The organism is Pseudochrobactrum sp. B5 (assembly GCF_001939785.1).
GTDB lineage: Bacteria > Pseudomonadota > Alphaproteobacteria > Rhizobiales > Rhizobiaceae > Pseudochrobactrum > Pseudochrobactrum saccharolyticum.
This window is the reverse complement of sequence record NZ_MOYL01000002.1, coordinates 511,556-529,699: the sequence shown is the minus strand read 5'-3', so window position 1 is coordinate 529,699 and position 18,144 is coordinate 511,556. Positions and strand designations below refer to the sequence as shown.

At 52.1% G+C, this 18,144-nt stretch carries 14 protein-coding genes and 1 pseudogene; 10 read left to right on the top strand and 5 right to left on the bottom strand.

Annotated features, from left to right (window positions below):
- Positions 1–40: 40 nt before the first annotated feature.
- Together glmS and aac(6')-Ian are read left to right on the top strand one after the other, a co-directional pair.
- Positions 41–1,864, top strand: a complete 1,824-nt coding sequence (glmS, locus tag BKD14_RS09100) for a glutamine--fructose-6-phosphate transaminase (isomerizing) (protein WP_075655359.1) — start codon at positions 41–43, stop codon at positions 1,862–1,864.
- Between the two features lie 86 nt (positions 1,865–1,950).
- Positions 1,951–2,523: an aminoglycoside N-acetyltransferase AAC(6')-Ian gene (gene aac(6')-Ian, locus BKD14_RS09095; RefSeq protein WP_075655817.1), complete on the top strand. Its 573-nt coding sequence runs from the start codon at positions 1,951–1,953 to the stop codon at positions 2,521–2,523.
- Here the strand turns inward: aac(6')-Ian and recG are convergent.
- Complete coding sequence (recG, locus tag BKD14_RS09090) at positions 2,475–4,607, bottom strand: ATP-dependent DNA helicase RecG (RefSeq protein WP_075655357.1); 2,133 nt, start codon at positions 4,605–4,607, stop codon at positions 2,475–2,477. The genes aac(6')-Ian and recG overlap by 49 nt on opposite strands.
- A 110-nt stretch (positions 4,608–4,717) precedes the next feature.
- On the opposite strand from recG, the gene BKD14_RS09085 reads away from it, so the two are divergent.
- Genes BKD14_RS09085 through BKD14_RS09075 form a run of 3 tightly spaced genes read left to right on the top strand, consistent with a single transcriptional unit; the run spans position 4,718 to position 9,393 of the window.
- A complete protein-coding gene (locus BKD14_RS09085) occupies positions 4,718–5,020 on the top strand; it encodes a succinate dehydrogenase assembly factor 2 (protein WP_075655355.1) in 303 nt (100 codons plus the stop codon).
- Between the two features lie 41 nt (positions 5,021–5,061).
- Positions 5,062–8,559, top strand: a complete 3,498-nt coding sequence (gene mfd / locus BKD14_RS09080) for a transcription-repair coupling factor (protein WP_075655353.1) — start codon at positions 5,062–5,064, stop codon at positions 8,557–8,559.
- A gap of 21 nt (positions 8,560–8,580) precedes the next feature.
- Positions 8,581–9,393 (top strand): alpha/beta hydrolase, encoded by an 813-nt coding sequence (locus BKD14_RS09075; RefSeq protein ID WP_075655351.1) that lies wholly within the window; start codon positions 8,581–8,583, stop codon positions 9,391–9,393.
- 2 nt (positions 9,394–9,395) lie between these two features.
- Here the strand turns inward: BKD14_RS09075 and BKD14_RS09070 are convergent.
- From BKD14_RS09070 to BKD14_RS09060, 3 genes and pseudogenes are all read right to left on the bottom strand, one after another.
- Positions 9,396–10,205: pseudogene (locus BKD14_RS09070) on the bottom strand (class I SAM-dependent methyltransferase).
- A 91-nt stretch (positions 10,206–10,296) separates the two neighbouring features.
- Complete coding sequence (locus BKD14_RS09065; protein ID WP_075655349.1) at positions 10,297–10,971, bottom strand: DsbA family oxidoreductase; 675 nt, start codon at positions 10,969–10,971, stop codon at positions 10,297–10,299.
- A gap of 31 nt (positions 10,972–11,002) precedes the next feature.
- A complete protein-coding gene (locus BKD14_RS09060; RefSeq protein ID WP_245293620.1) occupies positions 11,003–12,739 on the bottom strand; it encodes an extracellular solute-binding protein in 1,737 nt (578 codons plus the stop codon).
- A 701-nt stretch (positions 12,740–13,440) separates the two neighbouring features.
- Between BKD14_RS09060 and BKD14_RS09055 the strand changes: the two genes are divergently transcribed.
- The 5 genes from BKD14_RS09055 (at position 13,441) to BKD14_RS09035 (ending at position 16,896) form a co-directional block, all read left to right on the top strand.
- Positions 13,441–14,058, top strand: a complete 618-nt coding sequence (locus tag BKD14_RS09055) for an invasion associated locus B family protein (RefSeq protein WP_075655347.1) — start codon at positions 13,441–13,443, stop codon at positions 14,056–14,058.
- A 63-nt stretch (positions 14,059–14,121) separates the two neighbouring features.
- Entirely contained in the window at positions 14,122–14,622 is a 501-nt protein-coding gene (locus BKD14_RS09050) for a GNAT family N-acetyltransferase (protein WP_075655345.1), read from the top strand.
- A 95-nt stretch (positions 14,623–14,717) separates the two neighbouring features.
- On the top strand, positions 14,718–15,215 hold the full coding sequence (locus BKD14_RS09045; RefSeq protein WP_075655343.1) for a GNAT family N-acetyltransferase: 498 nt from the start codon (positions 14,718–14,720) through the stop codon (positions 15,213–15,215).
- A 112-nt stretch (positions 15,216–15,327) separates the two neighbouring features.
- On the top strand, positions 15,328–15,882 hold the full coding sequence (locus BKD14_RS09040; protein WP_075655341.1) for an isochorismatase family protein: 555 nt from the start codon (positions 15,328–15,330) through the stop codon (positions 15,880–15,882).
- Between the two features lie 12 nt (positions 15,883–15,894).
- The gene (locus tag BKD14_RS09035) at positions 15,895–16,896 is read left to right on the top strand and encodes a GlxA family transcriptional regulator (protein WP_075655339.1); all 1,002 of its coding nucleotides are present in this window, start codon (positions 15,895–15,897) and stop codon (positions 16,894–16,896) included.
- Here BKD14_RS09035 and BKD14_RS09030 read toward each other — a convergent pair.
- The gene (locus BKD14_RS09030) at positions 16,880–18,079 is read right to left on the bottom strand and encodes a YbfB/YjiJ family MFS transporter (protein WP_075655336.1); all 1,200 of its coding nucleotides are present in this window, start codon (positions 18,077–18,079) and stop codon (positions 16,880–16,882) included. The genes BKD14_RS09035 and BKD14_RS09030 overlap by 17 nt on opposite strands.
- Between the last annotated feature and the right edge of the window lie 65 nt (positions 18,080–18,144).

Below are 18,144 nucleotides of genomic sequence, written 5' to 3'. Positions count from 1 at the left end.
GTCAGACCTTAAAACAAAGACGCAACAGGAACAGACACTCATGTGCGGAATTATTGGTATTGTCGGTAAAAAGCCGGTCGCAATGCGGCTTGTGGATGCGCTGAAGCGTCTTGAATATCGCGGTTATGATTCAGCCGGTATTGCCACTCTGGTAGATAATCAGATTTCCCGCAGCCGTGCGGAAGGCAAGCTGGTTAATCTGGAAAACCGATTGGCAGCAGAACCGCTGAGCGGCACAATCGGTATCGGTCACACACGCTGGGCAACCCACGGTGCGCCGACAGAACGCAATGCGCATCCGCATGCCACTGAGCAGGTTGCGATTGTTCATAACGGTATTATCGAAAATTTTGCTGAACTGCGCACAGAGCTGGAAGCTGAAGGCGTTAAGTTCCAGAGCGATACGGATACGGAAACTGTAGCGCAGCTGGTAGCACGCAATATCCGCTCCGGCGATGCACCTGTTGATGCGGTGCGCAATGTGCTTAGCCGTTTGCGCGGTGCATTTGCACTGGCTTTCCTGTTTACCGGCGAGAACGAAATGCTGGTCGCAGCACGCCGCGGTTCGCCACTGGCAATCGGCTATGGTGAAGGGGAAATGTTCCTCGGCTCCGATGCGATCGCGCTGGCACCGTTCACCGATAAAGTGACCTATCTCGAAGATGGTGACTGGGCAGTTCTGACCCGTGACAGCGTAGCCATCTATGATGAAGGCAACAATGCGGTCAGCCGTGTTGTGCAGCAATCGGCCAGTGGCGCTTATGTTGTTAATAAAGGCAATTATAAGCACTTTATGGAAAAGGAAATCTATGAACAGCCGGAAGTGATTTCCCGCACATTGGCGCATTATCTGGATTTCGCATCCTCGTCGATCCGCACCGATGTCAATGATATCGACTGGTCGAAGATCAACCGTATGGCCGTTTCCGCCTGCGGAACCGCCTATTATGCTGCAACCATCGGCAAATACTGGCTGGAACGCTATGCGCGTCTGCCGGTAGAAATCGATATTGCATCGGAATTCCGCTATCGAGAAATGCCGCTCTCAACTGATACGCTGGCATTGTTTGTGTCACAGTCGGGTGAAACTGCCGACACGCTGGCCTCGCTGCGCTATTGCCGCTCACAGGGACTGCCTATTGCCGCTGTGGTCAATGTGCGCGAATCCACCATTGCCCGCGAGTCCGATATTGTTCTGCCGACACTGGCAGGGCCGGAAATCGGCGTGGCATCGACCAAGGCTTTCACCTGTCAGCTTTCGGTTCTGGCCTCGCTGGCACTATCCGCTGCCAAAGCCCGCGGCACGATTACACCGGAAGAAGAGAAACAGCTGGTCAGCGAGCTTGGCAATCTCTCCGGCGTGCTGCATGAAGCGCTGAAACTGGCGCCAAAGGTCGAAGCAATCTGCCGTGATCTGATGAATGTCAAAGATGTGCTTTATCTGGGTCGCGGTACTTCCTATCCGCTGGCTCTTGAAGGCGCGCTGAAGCTCAAGGAAATCTCCTATATTCACGCAGAAGGCTATGCAGCCGGTGAGCTGAAGCACGGCCCGATTGCCCTGATTGATGAAACCATGCCGGTGATTGTGATTGCACCATTCGACCGTCTTTATGAAAAGACCGTATCGAATATGCAGGAAGTGGCAGCCCGTGGCGGCCGCATCATTCTGATCACTGACAAAGAAGGTGCGAAACACGCTAATGTGGATGCCCATTCCGTGCTGATTATGCCGGATGTGCCGGAATTCATTGCACCTCTGGTTTATGCTCTGCCGATCCAGATGCTGGCTTATTATACTGCTGTGTTTATGGGTACAGACGTCGATCAGCCGCGCAATCTGGCGAAATCAGTGACTGTTGAATAAGCCAAAGCAGTCTGTTTTTTCAAAGCCCGCTTGTCTCAGATAAGCGGGCTTTTTATTTATAGATCATAAGCAGCGGGAGGATGGTTATGCTGGTGCAGCAAGGCAGATTGGCGATACGTGTTTTGCAGAAAAGCGATGCGCCGCTGATGCTGCGCTGGCTGCAGGATGAGCGGGTGCTGGAATTTTATGAAGGGCGCGACAAGCACTTCGACCTGCAAACGATCATCGAAGTTTTTATCGATGATCAGGGGGAAACCACACCATGTCTGGTGTTGCTGGATGATAAACCGCTGGGCTATGTGCAGTTCTACCCGCTGGATAGCGAAGATAAACAGGCACTGGAACTACCGGTTGAGGACGTGATCTACGGGCTGGATCAGTTTATCGGCGAACCGGATTTCTGGGGGCTGGGACTTGGCGCACAGCTTGTCTCACTGATGCGCGATTATCTCATAACAGAAAAGGCAGCACAGCGCCTTGTGCTCGACCCGCAAAGCCGTAACTTACGTGCTATTGCCTGTTATGAAAAATGCGGCTTTGAGAAACTCCGCCTGCTGCCCGCCCATGAAATGCACGAAGGGCAGCTGCAAGATTGCTGGCTGATGCAGTATTATCCCGCACGCAGCAGTCTGATTGCCTCGTCACGGCCGAAAATATAGAGCAGCAGGCGCAGAGCCTGACCACGCTCAGATTGCAAATCAATATCGCGCTCCAGCATCAGACGGGCATCTTTACGGGCGATTTCCAAAAGATCAGTATGCGCTTCCATCGAGGCGAGCTTAAAGCCCGGCGTGCCGGACTGGCGGGTGCCGAGCAATTCGCCTTCGCCGCGCAGTTTCAGGTCTTCTTCAGCAATGCGGAAACCGTCTTCCGTCTCGCGCATCACCTGTAAACGCGCTTTGGCAATTTCCCCCAGCGGGCCTTTATAGAGCAGCAGACAAGTGGACGGCTTATCACCACGTCCGACACGACCACGTAGCTGATGTAATTGCGACAGGCCGAAGCGCTCGGCATGTTCAATCACAATCACAGTTGCATCAGGCACGTCCACACCAACCTCAATCACCGTTGTGGCAATCAGCAGGCTTGTATCACCGCGCTTGAAAGCCAGCATGGCATCATCTTTTTCCTGTCCGGTCATGCGGCCATGAATGAGGCCAAGCTTGTCACCAAATACCGGCAGAAAGGATTGAAAGCGTTCTTCGGCAGAGGTCAGCTCAACATGTTCTGATTCTTCCACCAGCGGGCAGATCCAGTAGATTTTCTGCCCCTCAGAGATTGCCTTACGCATCCGGTCAACAATTTCACTCAACCGCTCACTTGGCACAATCGCTGTGGTGATCGGCTGGCGGTCTGCCGGTTTTTCTGTGAGCTTGGAAACATCCATATCGCCAAAGGCGGTCAGAACCAGCGTGCGCGGTATCGGTGTGGCGGTCATCACCAGCATATCCGGCGCAGTACCCTTGGCGGTGAGCTGCAGACGCTGATGCACGCCAAAACGGTGCTGCTCATCAATAATCACAAATACCAGATCATGATATTCGACTTTATCCTGAAACAGCGCATGGGTGCCGATAATGATATGGATTGTACCATCAGCCAGTTCGTCGAGAATGCGCTGACGCTCTTTGCCTTTTTCACGCCCTGTCAGCAAAGCAGCTTTCAATCCGGCTTTTTCAGCCAGCGGTGCAATGGTTGCAAAATGCTGACGTGCCAGCACTTCAGTCGGTGCCATCAAGGCGGATTGTCCGCCTGATTCCGCTGCATGTGCCATAGACAGTAAGCCAACTACAGTTTTACCCGCGCCGACATCACCTTGCAGCAGGCGCAGCATGCGCTCCGGCTGCTTGAGGTCGCCGATAATATCTTTAACTGCCTGTTCCTGACCTTTCGTCAGGCTATAGGGCAGATTGGCCAATATCTGCGCGGTGATTTTGCCTGTGCCATTGAGCGGGCGACCTGAGAGACGCTTGGTCTTGGCGCGCACCAGTGCCAGTGCCATTTGTCCGGCGAGAAATTCATCATAGGCGAGGCGGCGACGCGAAGGGCTCTCTTGCGCAATATCTTCCGGTTCTTCCGGCAAATGCAGATGATGCAAAGCTTGCGAGAAAGACGGAAAGCCCTCCCGCTGCATCAGCGTCTTATCCTGCCATTCCGGCAGATCAGGAATGCGTGTCAGCGCATCACGCATCGCGCGTGCCAGTGTTTTGGGTGAAAGACCGGCAGTCAGCGGATAGACCGGCTCGATCAGCGGCAGATCATCGCTGCCGTCAATCGGCGCAATATGATCGGGATGCACCATCGAGGCACGACCATTGAACCATTCCACCTTGCCGGAGACGATGACCTTTTCGCCAAGAGGCAGGCTCTTTTCCAGCCACGGGCGCTGGGCACGGAAGAAAACCAGTGTTACTTCGCCCGTATCATCATGGGCATAAATGCGATGGGGTACGGAGCCACGCATAAAAGCACCGGATTTGGCCGTAGAGGGTGAGAACTGATATTCATCAACTGTCACTTCCAGCGTGACCACCGCACCGACCTCGGCAAAAGCCACACCCGGACGGTTGCGCCGGTCGATCACACTGTTTGGCGGCAAGAACAGCAATTGTCCCACACGCGGTTCAAGCATCGTCGCGCTTTCCGCGCCGAGCAGTTTCAGCAACAGAGCAGAGACTTTAGGTCCGATGCCGGTAAGGGTGCGGACGGATGCAAACAGGGGATCAAGCAGACTTGGACGCATGAAAGCAAACTTACTTAGATCTTATTAACTTGCAAGCTGACATCGCGCTCATCCCGCGTTATATGGCTGGTAACATACTTGAATACACAGACGTTAATCCGGAGAGTGATATGAGCACAGGCAGTAAATTATCGGGCACCGAGGCAGGCGCGCAGCTGGATCCGCGCCGTCGCAAGCTGCTTTTCCGCTCATGGCACCGCGGTATGAAGGAAATGGATCTGATCTTCGGTCAATATGCGGACATGCATATTGCAACAATGGATGAAGATACATTGAATGAGTTTGAGCGCCTGCTCGAAGTGCTCGACCGCGACCTGTTCAAATGGATTACCGGCGAAGACAAAACACCGGAAGATTTTGACACGGTTTTGTTCCGTGATCTTATTTTGTTCCGCGATAAAATCGACTATTGATCTTATAAATCAGAAGTTCGTACACATAGCAGAGACATCCTATGCCCGTATTTTCCAAACTTGGTCTGAAACCGGTACTCGTCAATCATGTGCTGATTGACGGTGTAGCCGATGGTTATGAAGCCTTTGTGCTGGCCAAGATTCTGGAAGAGGCGGGGGATAAAGGGCCTGTCCTGTTTATCGCGCGTGACGGGCAGCGCGTGGCGGATATTGAGCAGGTGATCGGTTTCATCATGCCGGAATTGCCGGTACTGCATATTCCTGCATGGGACTGTCTGCCCTATGACCGCGTTTCCCCCGGTGCAACAGTCTCTGCCAGACGTCTGAATGCGCTGAGCCAGTTGAGCGCTTTGCGGGAGCAGAAACATCCGGCGCTGATTATTGCCACAGCCAATGCGGTGTTGCAGAAGCTGCCGCCACGCGCTGTGCTGGCCGAGCAGAGTTTCTCTGCACGGCCGGGCAACCGCGTGAATATGGATGAATTGACCCAGCGCCTTGAGCGCAACGGCTTTGAACGCGTGCCGACAGTGCGCGATGTCGGTGAGTTTGCAGTCCGTGGTGGTATTCTCGATCTGTTTGTACCGGGTGCGGAAGAACCGCTGCGTCTCGACTTCTTCGGGGATACGCTGGAGAGCATCCGTGCGTTCGATCCGGCTTCGCAGCGCACCACCGAGACGCGGAAGGAGTTCACACTCCAGCCGATGAGCGAGATTACGCTCTCGCCGGATATGATCAGCCGTTTTCGTAAGAATTATATTGCTGCCTTTGGTGCGCCGTCGCGTGATGATGCGCTTTATGCGGCAATCTCAGAAGGTCGCCGCTTTGCCGGTATGGAGCACTGGCTGCCGCTGTTCTATGACGAGATGGAAACCCTGTTCGATCATACAGGCGCAATGCCTGTTGTATTTGATCATCTGGTGCCTGAAGCCATTGCCGAGCGTCACAAGCTGGTGCTTGACCATTATGATGCCCGTCAGAAACAGGCAGAGGGCAAAGAAGCAGCAGATGCTATTCCCTATAAGCCGGTAGCACCAAGCCAGCTTTATATGTCGCTGCGTAAGGTGGAAGAGGCGGCAGAAGCCAATGGCAAGCGCTATGATCTCACGCCTTTTGAAGCGCCTGAGGCCAGTGGCCGGCATATTATCCATGCGGATGCCCATAAAGGCCGTAGTTTCGCTGAGGAACGCGCCGCTAAAGACGTCAATCTGTTCGAGGCCGTAACCAAATATATTGCCGAACTGCGTGCAAGCGGCAAAAAGATCATGATCGCCGCATGGACGGAAGGCTCACTTGATCGTCTGCTACAGGTACTGGATGAACATGGTCTGGAAAAGATCGAGACAGTCAAAGACCTGCGTACGGTCAAAGCGCTGTCGCGCGATAAGATCACTGCGACTGTGCTGGCGGTAGAAAGCGGTTTTGATGCCGGTGATCTGGTTGTGGTGGCCGAGCAGGATATTCTCGGTGATCGCCTGATCCGCCGCACCAAGAAACGCAAGCGCGATGCGGATTTTATCTCCGAGGCCGGTAGCCTGACCGCAGGCGATATCGTGGTGCATGTCGATCATGGTATCGGTAAGTTTGTCGGCTTGCGCACAATCACCGCTGCCGGTGCGCCGCATGATTGCCTTGAACTGCATTATGCCGGTGACGACCGTCTGTTCCTGCCGGTTGAAAATATCGAACTGTTGTCGCGCTATGGCTCGGAAGGCTCAAGCGCTGTTCTCGATAAGCTCGGCGGCGGTGCATGGCAGGCGCGTAAAGCCAAGCTCAAGAAGCAGCTGCTGGAAATGGCCGGACAATTGATCCGTATTGCTGCGGAACGCGCAATGCGTGGTGCGCCGGTGCTAAATCCGCCCGATGGTCTCTATGGCGAATTTGCTGCCCGTTTCCCTTATGATGAGACAGAAGACCAGCAGCGCGCCATTGATGCGATCTTTGATGACTTAAGCGATGGCAAACCAATGGATCGTCTGGTTTGCGGTGATGTTGGCTTCGGTAAAACCGAAGTTGCGCTGCGTGCGGCCTTTGTAGCGGCTTTGAACGGCTATCAGGTGGCTGTTGTTGTGCCGACCACGCTGCTGTCTCGCCAGCATTTCAAAACCTTCTCCACACGCTTTAATGGTCTGCCGATCAATGTTGCCCATGCCTCGCGTCTTGTCGGCAGCAAAGAACTGGCACTGACCAAGAAGGGCGTTGAAGAAGGCACGGTGGATATTGTTGTCGGCACCCATGCGCTGCTTGGCAATTCGATCAAGTTCAAAAATCTCGGCCTGCTGATTATCGACGAAGAACAGCATTTCGGCGTGAAACATAAAGAACGCCTGAAAGACCTGAAATCCGATATTCACGTGCTGACACTCACAGCAACGCCGATCCCGCGCACCTTGCAGCTGGCGCTCACCGGTGTGCGTGAATTGTCGCTGATTACCACGCCGCCGGTTGACCGTATGGCCGTGCGTACCTTCATTTCACCTTTTGATGCGCTGGTCATCCGCGAAACCCTGATGCGCGAACGTTATCGCGGCGGTCAGAGCTTCTATGTCTGCCCGCGTATTTCCGATCTTGCCGAGATCAAAGAATTCCTCGACCAGCATGTACCGGAGCTGAAAGTTGCCGTGGCTTATGGGCAGATGGCGGCCGGTGAGCTGGAAGACATTATGAATGCCTTCTATGACGGGCAATATGATGTGCTGCTTTCCACCACTATCGTGGAATCCGGCCTGGATATCCCGACAGCCAATACCATGATCGTGCATCGCGCGGATATGTTCGGTCTTGCGCAGCTTTATCAGTTGCGTGGTCGTGTTGGCCGTTCCAAGCAGCGTGCATTTGCGCTGTTTACACTGCCTGCGGGCAAAACGCTGACGCAGACCGCTGAGCGCCGTCTCAAAGTGCTGCAATCGCTGGATACTTTGGGCGCTGGTTTCCAGCTTGCGAGCCACGATATGGATATTCGCGGCGCGGGGAACTTGCTGGGTGATGAGCAGTCCGGTCATATTAAAGAAGTCGGTTTCGAGCTGTATCAGCAGATGCTGGAAGAGGCGGTTGCCGAGTTGAAATCCGAAGGTCCTGTGATTGACAGCCATTGGTCGCCACAAATTGCGGTTGGCACAGCGGTGATGATACCGGAAACTTATGTGCCGGATCTGCAATTGCGTCTTGGTCTCTATCGTCGTCTGGCCGATCTGGAAACAACGCAGGAAATCGACGGTTTTGGTGCCGAGCTGATCGACCGTTTTGGCCCGCTGCCGGAAGAAGTACAGCACCTGCTCAAGATCGTGTTTATCAAGGCGCTGTGCCGTAAGGCTAATGTTGAGAAATTGGATGCAGGGCCGAAGGGCATTGTTATTCAGTTCCGTGAGAAGACCTTCCCGAATCCGGCAGGTCTGGTGCAGATGATTGCGGCACAGGGCTCGCTGGCGAAGATCCGGCCGGATCAGAGCATTGTGTTTATCCGCGATTATCCGACCGCTGAAAAACGCCTGACCGGTTCAGCCGTAATCATGACGCAACTGGCAAAAATCGCCGGAGAATAAGCAAAAAACAGGGGGAATAGAATGCAAAAACAGCTTGTTGAAACCAGACATGGCCGTCTTGAGGTCATGACAAGCGCAGGCAAGGGCGCACCGGTTTTGTTTATTCACGGCAATTCTGCGTGCAAGGAAGTGTTTCACAAGCAGTTTGAATCCTCTCTGGCGCATGATTTCCGGCTGATTGCTTTTGATTTGCCGGGGCATGGCGCTTCTAATGATGCTGCTGATCCGCAAAAGTCCTATACATTGCACGGCTATGCGCAGGCCGCAGCCGATGTGCTGAAGGCGCTGAATGTATCATCGGCATCCGTGTTCGGCTGGTCGCTCGGCGGGCATATCGGTCTGGAAATGATTGCGCAGCAGGCACCGGTCAACCGGTTGATGATTACCGGCACACCGCCTTTTACTAAAAATGCGGATGCGGTAGGTCAGGCTTTTGTGGCGAGTGAAGCGCTGAAATATGGTGGCCAGCGTGATCTGGACGATGCGGAGGCACAATCCTATGCGCGCCATGTGGTGCATCCGGATAAACCGACACCGGCTTTTATGGTGGATGCCGTACGCAGAACTGACGGGCTGACACGCCAGACAATGTTCGAAAATATTCTGGCGGAGAATATCGCCGACCAGCAGCATATGGCTGAGAATTGCCCCGTGCCGCTGGCTATCCTCAATGGTGCTGAGGATCATTTCATCAATAATGCGCATATCGCATCGCTGAATTATAAAAACCTCTGGGAAGAGACGATTTTCCTGCTGCCACAGGTCGGCCATGCGGCTTTTCTGGAAAAGCCGCAGCTGTTTAACCGCATATTGGAACGCTTCCTGCGCGGCTAATCTTATGGTTTGCGCAGGCGCACAATCCATGCAATCGGCGTAACGCGCGTATCGGCTACAACATCTTCACGTGTAGCCAGTTCTTTCGTGGCCATTGGTTCAACACTGGCCTCGAGAATGAAACCTGCAGCGTTGATCATGCCGATCCACTCGCTCAAAGTACGGTGAAAGCGCGGAATATTGAACGGTTTATGCTGCTCACGCTCAGTTTGCGGAACGCTTGAAAACAGCCATGTTTCAAGACTGCCGTCAATATTCTCAAAATAATCTGCAACCATAACCGCGGTTACTTTACCATTCTCATCACGAATATTCTTACGAAACGGCGGCACAAAACACGGATGCAGAATGGTGAACTGGAAGAAACCCTGCGGTTTAAGAATGCGGAGTATTTCTTTCAGTACATCGCCTTGTTGCGGCATATCCATCATCGACATGAAGGCGCTGGCGAAGTCAAATTGTGCATCATCGAATGGCAGGTGCAGGGCATCCGCCGTCAGATAACGGATACCAAGCGGCTCGTTTTCTTCATATTCGGAAGCATGGTGCACAAAGGTCGGCGCAATATCAATGCCGGTCATTTTCGCACCGGCGCGTGCCAGAGCGCGCGTATTGGCACCTTCACCGCAGCCGACATCTAATCAGTTCAAGCCTTTGATATCCGGCAGCATTTCCAGAAAAGCCGGTGTGTGCAGCGCATCGCGGTAAATATCATAACCGGCGCGGACAAGCTTCGTCCATGTCGCAGCATTGGCCTCCCAATTTTCTGACACTGAGCGTTTCAATGCATTATTTGTGGACTGATCTGCCATAGAGCACCTTTATAATGGAAGGAAAGACGAAAAAGGCTCCTTGGTGAGCACCAAAGAGCCTTAGAATAATATTGTTGCAGTGGTTTAAAGATCAGCGATCTTCGCTTAGACCCGGCTCATAACCTTCCGCAATCTGACGGATAGCATCAGCCATGGCCTCGGCGCTCTGTGCACCCATGACCGCATATTTCTGATCGAGAATGAAGCATGGCACACCGGTCACGCCCATCTGTCCGGCAACGGCGATTTCCGCACGAACATTATCGCTGTCCGTGTCACCTTCAAGCAGGGTTTCGATAATGGTATATTCCATACCGGCATCTTCTGCGGCTTCGATCAGGATTTCATGGCTGCCGATATTTTCGCCCTGTTCAAAATAGAGTGAGAACAATTCGCCGACAACGCGATCCTGTACTTCCGCGCTGACTTCACCCGCCCAGCGGATCAGGCGATGAGCATCCAGCGTATTTGGTGCCACTTCAATCGCATCAAAGTCGAACTCTATGCCTTCTTCTTTGCCGATGGCGATCAGCTGGTCATGCACTTCATTCACGCGGCTCTGGGAGCCGAGCTTTTCAACCAGATAGCGTTTGCGCTCTTTGCCTTCAGCCGGAAGTGTCGGGTCGAGCTGAAACGGACGCCAGCGCACTTCAACATTCAGTTCCGGCAACATTTCAAGGGCGGCTTTCAGGCGCTGACGGCCGAGATAGCACCACGGGCAGACGACATCGGAAATAACATCGATTGTGATTTGTTTATTAGTCATGAAATTACCTGTCATCATTTACCAGTTATTATTAGTTCACAGAGGTGGTTTCAGTCCACCATGTAGGGAATTGATAGCCGTAAAGCGAGGTTTTTTGTGGAATTTTTATCCGTTCCCACCGTGCAACTTGCTGTTTCGGCAAATAATAGAGTGGCAGATAATAGCTGCCGGAAATCAGTAACCGGTCAAAGGCGCGCACTGCATCGGTAAAAGCAGGGCGGTCTTTTGCGGCAAGCATGGCTTCAATCATCGCATCAATAGCCGGATCCTGCGCACCCGGATAGTTGAAACTGCCGGATGCATCACGGGAGCCGGAACCCCAGCGCATCCATTGTTCATTGCCGGGTGAGAGCGAGGCTGTCAGCGCACCGATAATCATATCATAATCGAAATTCTGCAAGCGCTGCTGATATTGTGCATCATCAGCACTGCGGATTTCCGCAACAATACCAAGTCGTGCCAGATTGCGCTTATAGGCCAGTGCCAGCTTTTCCTCATCGACCGAGCGGGTCATGATTTCGAAACTCAGACGCGTGCCTTCCGGTGTGTGCGCTACACCGTTTTCAAAAGTAAAGCCTGCCTGCTTCAGAAGATCATAGGCTTTTTTGGCAGGCGCACGGTCATGACCGCTGCCATTGGTTGTAGTCGGACGCCATGTGCCGTCCATTGTTTCCGGCAGAATCTTATCCTGATAGGGCGCGAGTAACTGCTTTTCACCTTCGCTCGCCGGACGACCGACGGATGATAATTCCGAACCCTGCCAGAAACTCGCCATACGGTCATATTGACCGGAGAACAGTGAGCGGTTTGCCCATTCAAAATCAAAGAGTTCGGAGAGCGCACGTCGGACTTTGACGTCGGCAAATTTTTCGCGTCGCGTGTTGAAGACAAAACCGAGCATATTGGCCGGTGTGCCTTTGACAAACGTGTCCTTAATGACTTTCCCTTGTTTTACCGCAGGGAAATCATAGGCTTTGCTCCAGTGGTTAGGTGAACCGTCAACATAAACATCAACGATTCCCTTCTTGAAAGCCTCGAAATAGGAGGTTTCATTGCGGAAATATTCGATGGTGATGGTGTCGAAATTGCTGAAGCCGCTGCGGCTTGGCAGGTCTTTTGCCCAGTAGTCAGGATTGCGTTGATAGGTGATGCGCTCACCAGGTTTAACTGTCTTAACAATATAAGGGCCGCTGGCGATCGGTGGCTTCAGCGAAGCTTTGCCGAAAGTTTCCGGATCAACGGCATGTTTCGGCAGCACCGGCATAGTACTGGCCAGCAGTAACGGGAATTCCCTGTCAGCCTTGTCATTAAAGGTAAAACGGATGCCGCGTTCACCGGTTTTCTCGATTTTGGCAATGCGGTTCATACGGGCATTATAGGGCGGGCGGCCTTTTTCCGTCAGGATTTCATAAGTGAATATCACATCTTCCGGTGTCACCGGCTTGCCGTCAGACCATTTTGCCTGTTCGTTCAGTGTGAATTCAATGAAACTGCGCGCATCATCCGTTTCAACACGTTCTGCCAGCAGGCCGTAAAGCGTGAAAGGCTCATTGGCAGAACGCTGCATCAGTGTTTCAAACATCAGATTGCCGAAATCCGCATCATTGAACATGCCACGCGCTGTGGTGCGCATGCTTTGCAGAACAAACGGATTGAGGCTGTCAAAGGTACCGACCACACCATAGGTGATATTGCCGCCTTTAGGTGCTGCCGGATTGGTATAAGGGAAATGTTTGAAATCGACTGGCAGCGCAATGTCGCCATGCATGGACAATGCGTAGGATGGCACGCTGTCTTGTGCGGTAGCTACAGTCTGCGCCTGTGCTGTATCATGAGTAAAGGGCAGGCCGGTTGTGCCAAATGCGGTTGCCAGAACGGAGGTTCCCAGCATGGCAAGCAGATGACGCCTGTTGATGATGCGCGGGAAGGGCTGGAACGGCTGTGTCATTGGTCAATCACTATCCGGTAAAATTATAAGAATGCTCTGATTTGTCAGAATTTTGCGTGTTTTTGATTAATTTTGAGAATGTTTGAGGATTATACCGTTCCGGTACCATATTTGATTCGTATCGGATGCACTGTATAAACCGCTTTTTTAGCGGGAATATGCAGCAAGCCACAGAATTATAATATGAAATATTGACCGGCCGGTTTTCGTTTTCTGATAAGTCAGGCGGGAAATGCGTTGTTTTTATAGCGCAAATCGACGTTAAAAAACTATGGTTAATAAAACGGCACTGGATAATGCGTTACAGTCAGTGTAACACCGCAAATAACGCAGGGTCACGCTGTTGCCGTATTTTATCCGCAGTCATGGTTGCGAAAATTCGGTTCACTTGCTGATCCGCAAGGGGAAAATGTTGTCTTGCCAGTCTCGATGATAATTCCCGTAAAAAATACAGGCTGTTTATTTCTCTGAAACAGCATAGCCAGAATTCAGATCAGAGTGTTGAAAGGAACCTGTTGATCATGACCAGCACGAAGACATTCGCTGCCGCATCCGCAATTGCCGGCGCCGTTGCCCTGCTTGCAACCGCGACCCTTCCGGCCACAGCTCAACAGCTGCCGCCGCAGGGATGGTTCAAGGTCTGCTCGAAGCAGGAAGATAATGATATTTGCAATACACAGAATATCGTGACTGCAGATTCCGGTCAGCTGCTGACCGCGATCAACCTGATCGAAATCAAAGGCAAGATTAATCGTAAGATTTTTCAGGTTTCCGTTCCGACCGGTCGTCTGATCCCTGCCGGTATCGGCATGCAGATTGATGCGAACAAAACCACCAAGGTTGAATACGGTATCTGCTTCCCGGATCGCTGCATTGCAGAAGCTCCGCTGACAGATGAAATGGTCAATGCGCTGAAAAAAGGCGGCAAACTGACCCTTACATCCGTAAACTTCCAGAATAAGCCAAATCCGATCACTGTTCAGCTCACCGGTTTCTCCGATGCTCTGAATGGCAAGGGTCTGCAGCAGAACGAACTTGAACAGCGCCAGAAAGAACTTCAGGACGCAGTTCAGAAGCGCCAGAAAGAATTTGAAGCCAAGATGAAAGCAGAACAGGAAAAGGCGAAAGCCGGTAACTGATCTGGAACATCCGGAAACAGATTTTAAAGGGCGCCTCTGGCGCCCTTTTTTATTGGAGGAAAAATGACAAGACCTGAACTGACAACGCAGCGTCTGAAACTGCGGATATATACACCGCAGGATGCTGCGGAAATGTACAGCCATATCACACCGACGCTGACCCGTTTTATGGCGTGGGAGCCGCCTGCATCCTATGAAGAGTTTCTGGAGAACAAACCTCTGTGGGAGGAGCGTTTTCTGAAGGGGACAGATTACCACTTTGTTGCCAGAGATATCCGAAGCGGTCGCTATATCGGTATTGTCGGTGTGCATCGGGCAACAACGACTACACCGGAATTCGGCGTTTGGATGTGTGAGGATGTGCACGGGCAGGGTTTTGGTAAGGAGGCGGTCACTGCTGTGTTCGACTGGGCAAAGGAAGCGTTACAGGCAGACTATTTCGTCTATCCGGTAGCCGAAGAAAATCGGGCTAGCCGCAAGATTGCCGAAACTCTGGGCGGCAAGCTTGTCTCCTCTGAGCAGAAGCCGAAATATATGGCTGTGACCTATCACATTCCGGCTTAAAACATACGCGGAGTATAGGCGTTAACGTGTAATTTCTTGTAATTGCCACGTAATGCTGAAGTCATATCATCGGGTTTTCTTTATAAGGAAACTCGATGATACCAGAAATTGAAACAACGCGTATGATCTTGCGTCCATTCAGGGCAGAAGATGCGGATGAAATCTGGCCGTGTATGACAGCGAATTTAGCACGTTATATGCGCTGGGAGCCGCCTGAGCGGGCTGAAGATTTTGAAAAAATTTGGCGTAAATGGCCGATGCAATTTGCTGAAGAAAGCAATTGCATTTTCATCGCGCGGAAAAAAGTGGATCATTCTTTTATTGGTCTATTCGGTATGCATAGTTTTAAAACACCAACGCCACGTTTAGGTCTTTGGGTGCGTGAGGAACTGCACAGGCAAGGGTTCGGGCCTGAAGGCATAGTTTCTGTCATGAATTGGGCGCGAGGGGATTATTCACCAGACTATTTTATTTATCCGGTAGCAGAAGAAAATATACCGAGCCGCAAGCTTGTAGAAAGCCTTGGCGGGAAAGCTGTGACAACGGAACAAGATCCCAAGTTCACGTTGATTATTTATCATATTCCGGCTTAAAATTTCATGATAATAATGGCCGGATATGTCCGGTTATTGTCCCGATACTGACTTTTTCATTATGTTTTGGCGCGGTAATTTCTGTTATACCACTTTACAGGAGTTACCTAAAATGTCCGCCAATGATACTGCTCTGATCGTTATTGATGTTCAGGAATCTTTTCGCCAGCGTCCCGTATGGCAGGATGATATCGCCCGTCCTTTTATCCGGAATGTGCAGACGCTGATTGATGGTGCTACAAAGCGCAAGATTCCGGTCGTGCAGATTTTGCACACGGATAATGATGATGTGTTTCAGCTGGAAAGCGGTTTTGTGCGCACATTGGAAGGTCTGGAGATTGAGCCAACCGTACAGTTCTACAAGAAACGTCATTCTGCTCTGGTGGAAAGCGGGCTGAATATCTGGCTGACGGAGCGCGGTATTCGCAAGCTGATTATCTGCGGCATCAGAACCGAACAGTGCTGTGAAACGACAACACGTCATGCGTCTGATCTGGGCTATCAGGTGGATTATGTAACGGAAGCCACGCTGACTTTTCCGATGCAGCATCCTTCAGGGCAGGTCTTCTCCGTTGAGGATATCAAAATGCGCACGGAGCTGGTTCTGGCAGGACGTTTTGCGCGCATTGCTACGGTTGAAGAAGCACTTCAGGCTGCCTCACTATAAGGAAACCGGATTGTGAATAAGCCAAGCGGCACGACGGTCCCAAAGATTATACCTGTCTATGTTGTTGTGCCGCCGCATATCCTGCTGCTGGATGTGGCAGGGCCGGTAGAAGTACTGCGCCGTGCCAATGCGGAACAGAAGGACATTCTGTTCGATTATCATTTTGTCTCAACGCAAGCGGAGCAGGTGAGTTCAATCGGGCTGGCTGTTGCAGGGCTTGAGTCGTTGCCCGCACAGCTGCCGGATGATGCCTATATTCTTGTTTGCGGCACCATAACAGCACCGGCAGAGGCAATTGATCCTGAGCCGGAATACCGGCAATTGGCTACATGGCTGAAAACGGTCTTCCGGCCAACAATGCATCTGGTAACGATCTGCTCCGGTGCTCTGATCGCTGCGCGTGCCGGTTTGTTCGATGGTTATGCCTGCACCACCCATGCGCTGTCCGTCGATGAATTGCGTGAAATTGCTCCGGCGGCGCGTGTACTGGATAACCGGCTCTATGTGGAAGATGGCTCACGTTATTCGAGTGCAGGTATCTCCACCGGAACTGACCTTATGCTGCATCTGGTGGCAAAACTGACATCGCCGGTCGTGGCTCTGAACATTGCGCGTTACATGGTTGTCTATATCCGGCGTACCGGTGGCGAGCCGCAATTCTCACCGTGGCTGAGCGGGCGTAATCATATTCATCCGGCAATTCATCGCATTCAGGATGCGATTATTGCTGATCCGGCGCGGTGCTGGTCTCTGGCAGAGCTGGCTGATACCGGTTTTATGAGTGTTCGCAATCTGTCGCGTCTGTTTCAGGAGCATACGGGGCTGACGGTGACGGAATATGTCAATCTGATCCGCGTAACACTGGCCAAAGATATTCTGACCAATTCACCGCTGGATATGGAGAATATCGCCGAGAAAACCGGCTTTACCTCAGCCCGCCATCTGCGCCGTGTCTGGTCGAAATATAATGCTGTGCCGCCGAGCCATTATCGCCGGATTACCGGACAGGTGTAAGATCACGTTGCACAAGACCGCAAATCACTGCGAGTAATAACAATCCGGCCGAAGCCCACAGACCACTTGAGAGATTGTGCGTCAGGTCATTGATAAAGCCGATCAGCACAGGGCCGACAATTTGTCCGATTGAGAACATAACAGTCATCATACCGATTGCTGCTGCCCAGCCTTCCGGTGGCAGATTGCGGCGCACATAGACTGTAGTTGAAGCAACAACTGCGAAAAAGGCACAACCGAAACCGGCAGCAGAAACCATCAGCAGAGGCGTGCCGGATGAGAAAATCGGCAGCAGTGATGCAATCAGCGTGACGAGTGAGAGCAGAGCGAAACCATAGCCATGCAGCACTTTTTTCTGAATACCTGCACAAACCCATGGTGAGGAAATTGCGCCAAGCCCGATCACAAACCAAAAGGCTGATTGCAGCATAGCCCCGCCGCCGGAATTCTGCACCCATGCGATCATAAAGGTCATATAGGCAATATAACCGGCACCGACAAAGAGATATCCCGCTAGAATGCCGCTCATGGCTTTGTAATCAACGCGGTAAGGTTTGCTTTTCTGATCCGGCTTGTAGAGCGTTACATTTTGTCCGCGCGCACCGATCAGCAACAGAGCCAGCGGGGCGGCGACCAGCGCCAGCAAAGCCCATGCATAAGGCCATGAACCTGCACCCAAATAGGCAATCAGATAAGGAATGACGAGACCGGACAGGAAAATACCGATGCCCGGTCCTGCATAGAAAATACCGAGAATAACCGAACTGCGTTCAGGATGGCGTTGAGCAAGACCGGTTGTCAACAGGCCACCGGCCACAAAAGCCAGACCTGCACTGAGTCCGGCAATAAATCGCAGCAGGTTGAGAATAAGCACATCGCGGAAGACCGCGCAGAGTGCCAGCGAAGCGACAACCAGCCAGATATTGATGATCATCATTTTATAGGCACTGATATAGCGCAGCAGGCGCGATGTGAGCAAAGCGCCGAACAGATAACCAATCCCGTTGCTGGTATTCATCCAGCCTGCATCCGCATAGGACCAGTGCAGATCGGCACGCATATCCGGCAGCACAAGCGCATAGGCAAAACGTGCAAAACCCAATCCCAGTGCCGGAACCATTGCTAAGGCCAGCACAACGGCTAAGGCATTTTCACTTTTTCCGAACGGGTTTTGGGTGGTCATTACAGGCATTCCGGTATTGTTTTACAGTATAACTTATAGCGGATTCACAGCTTGGCGGTGATGAT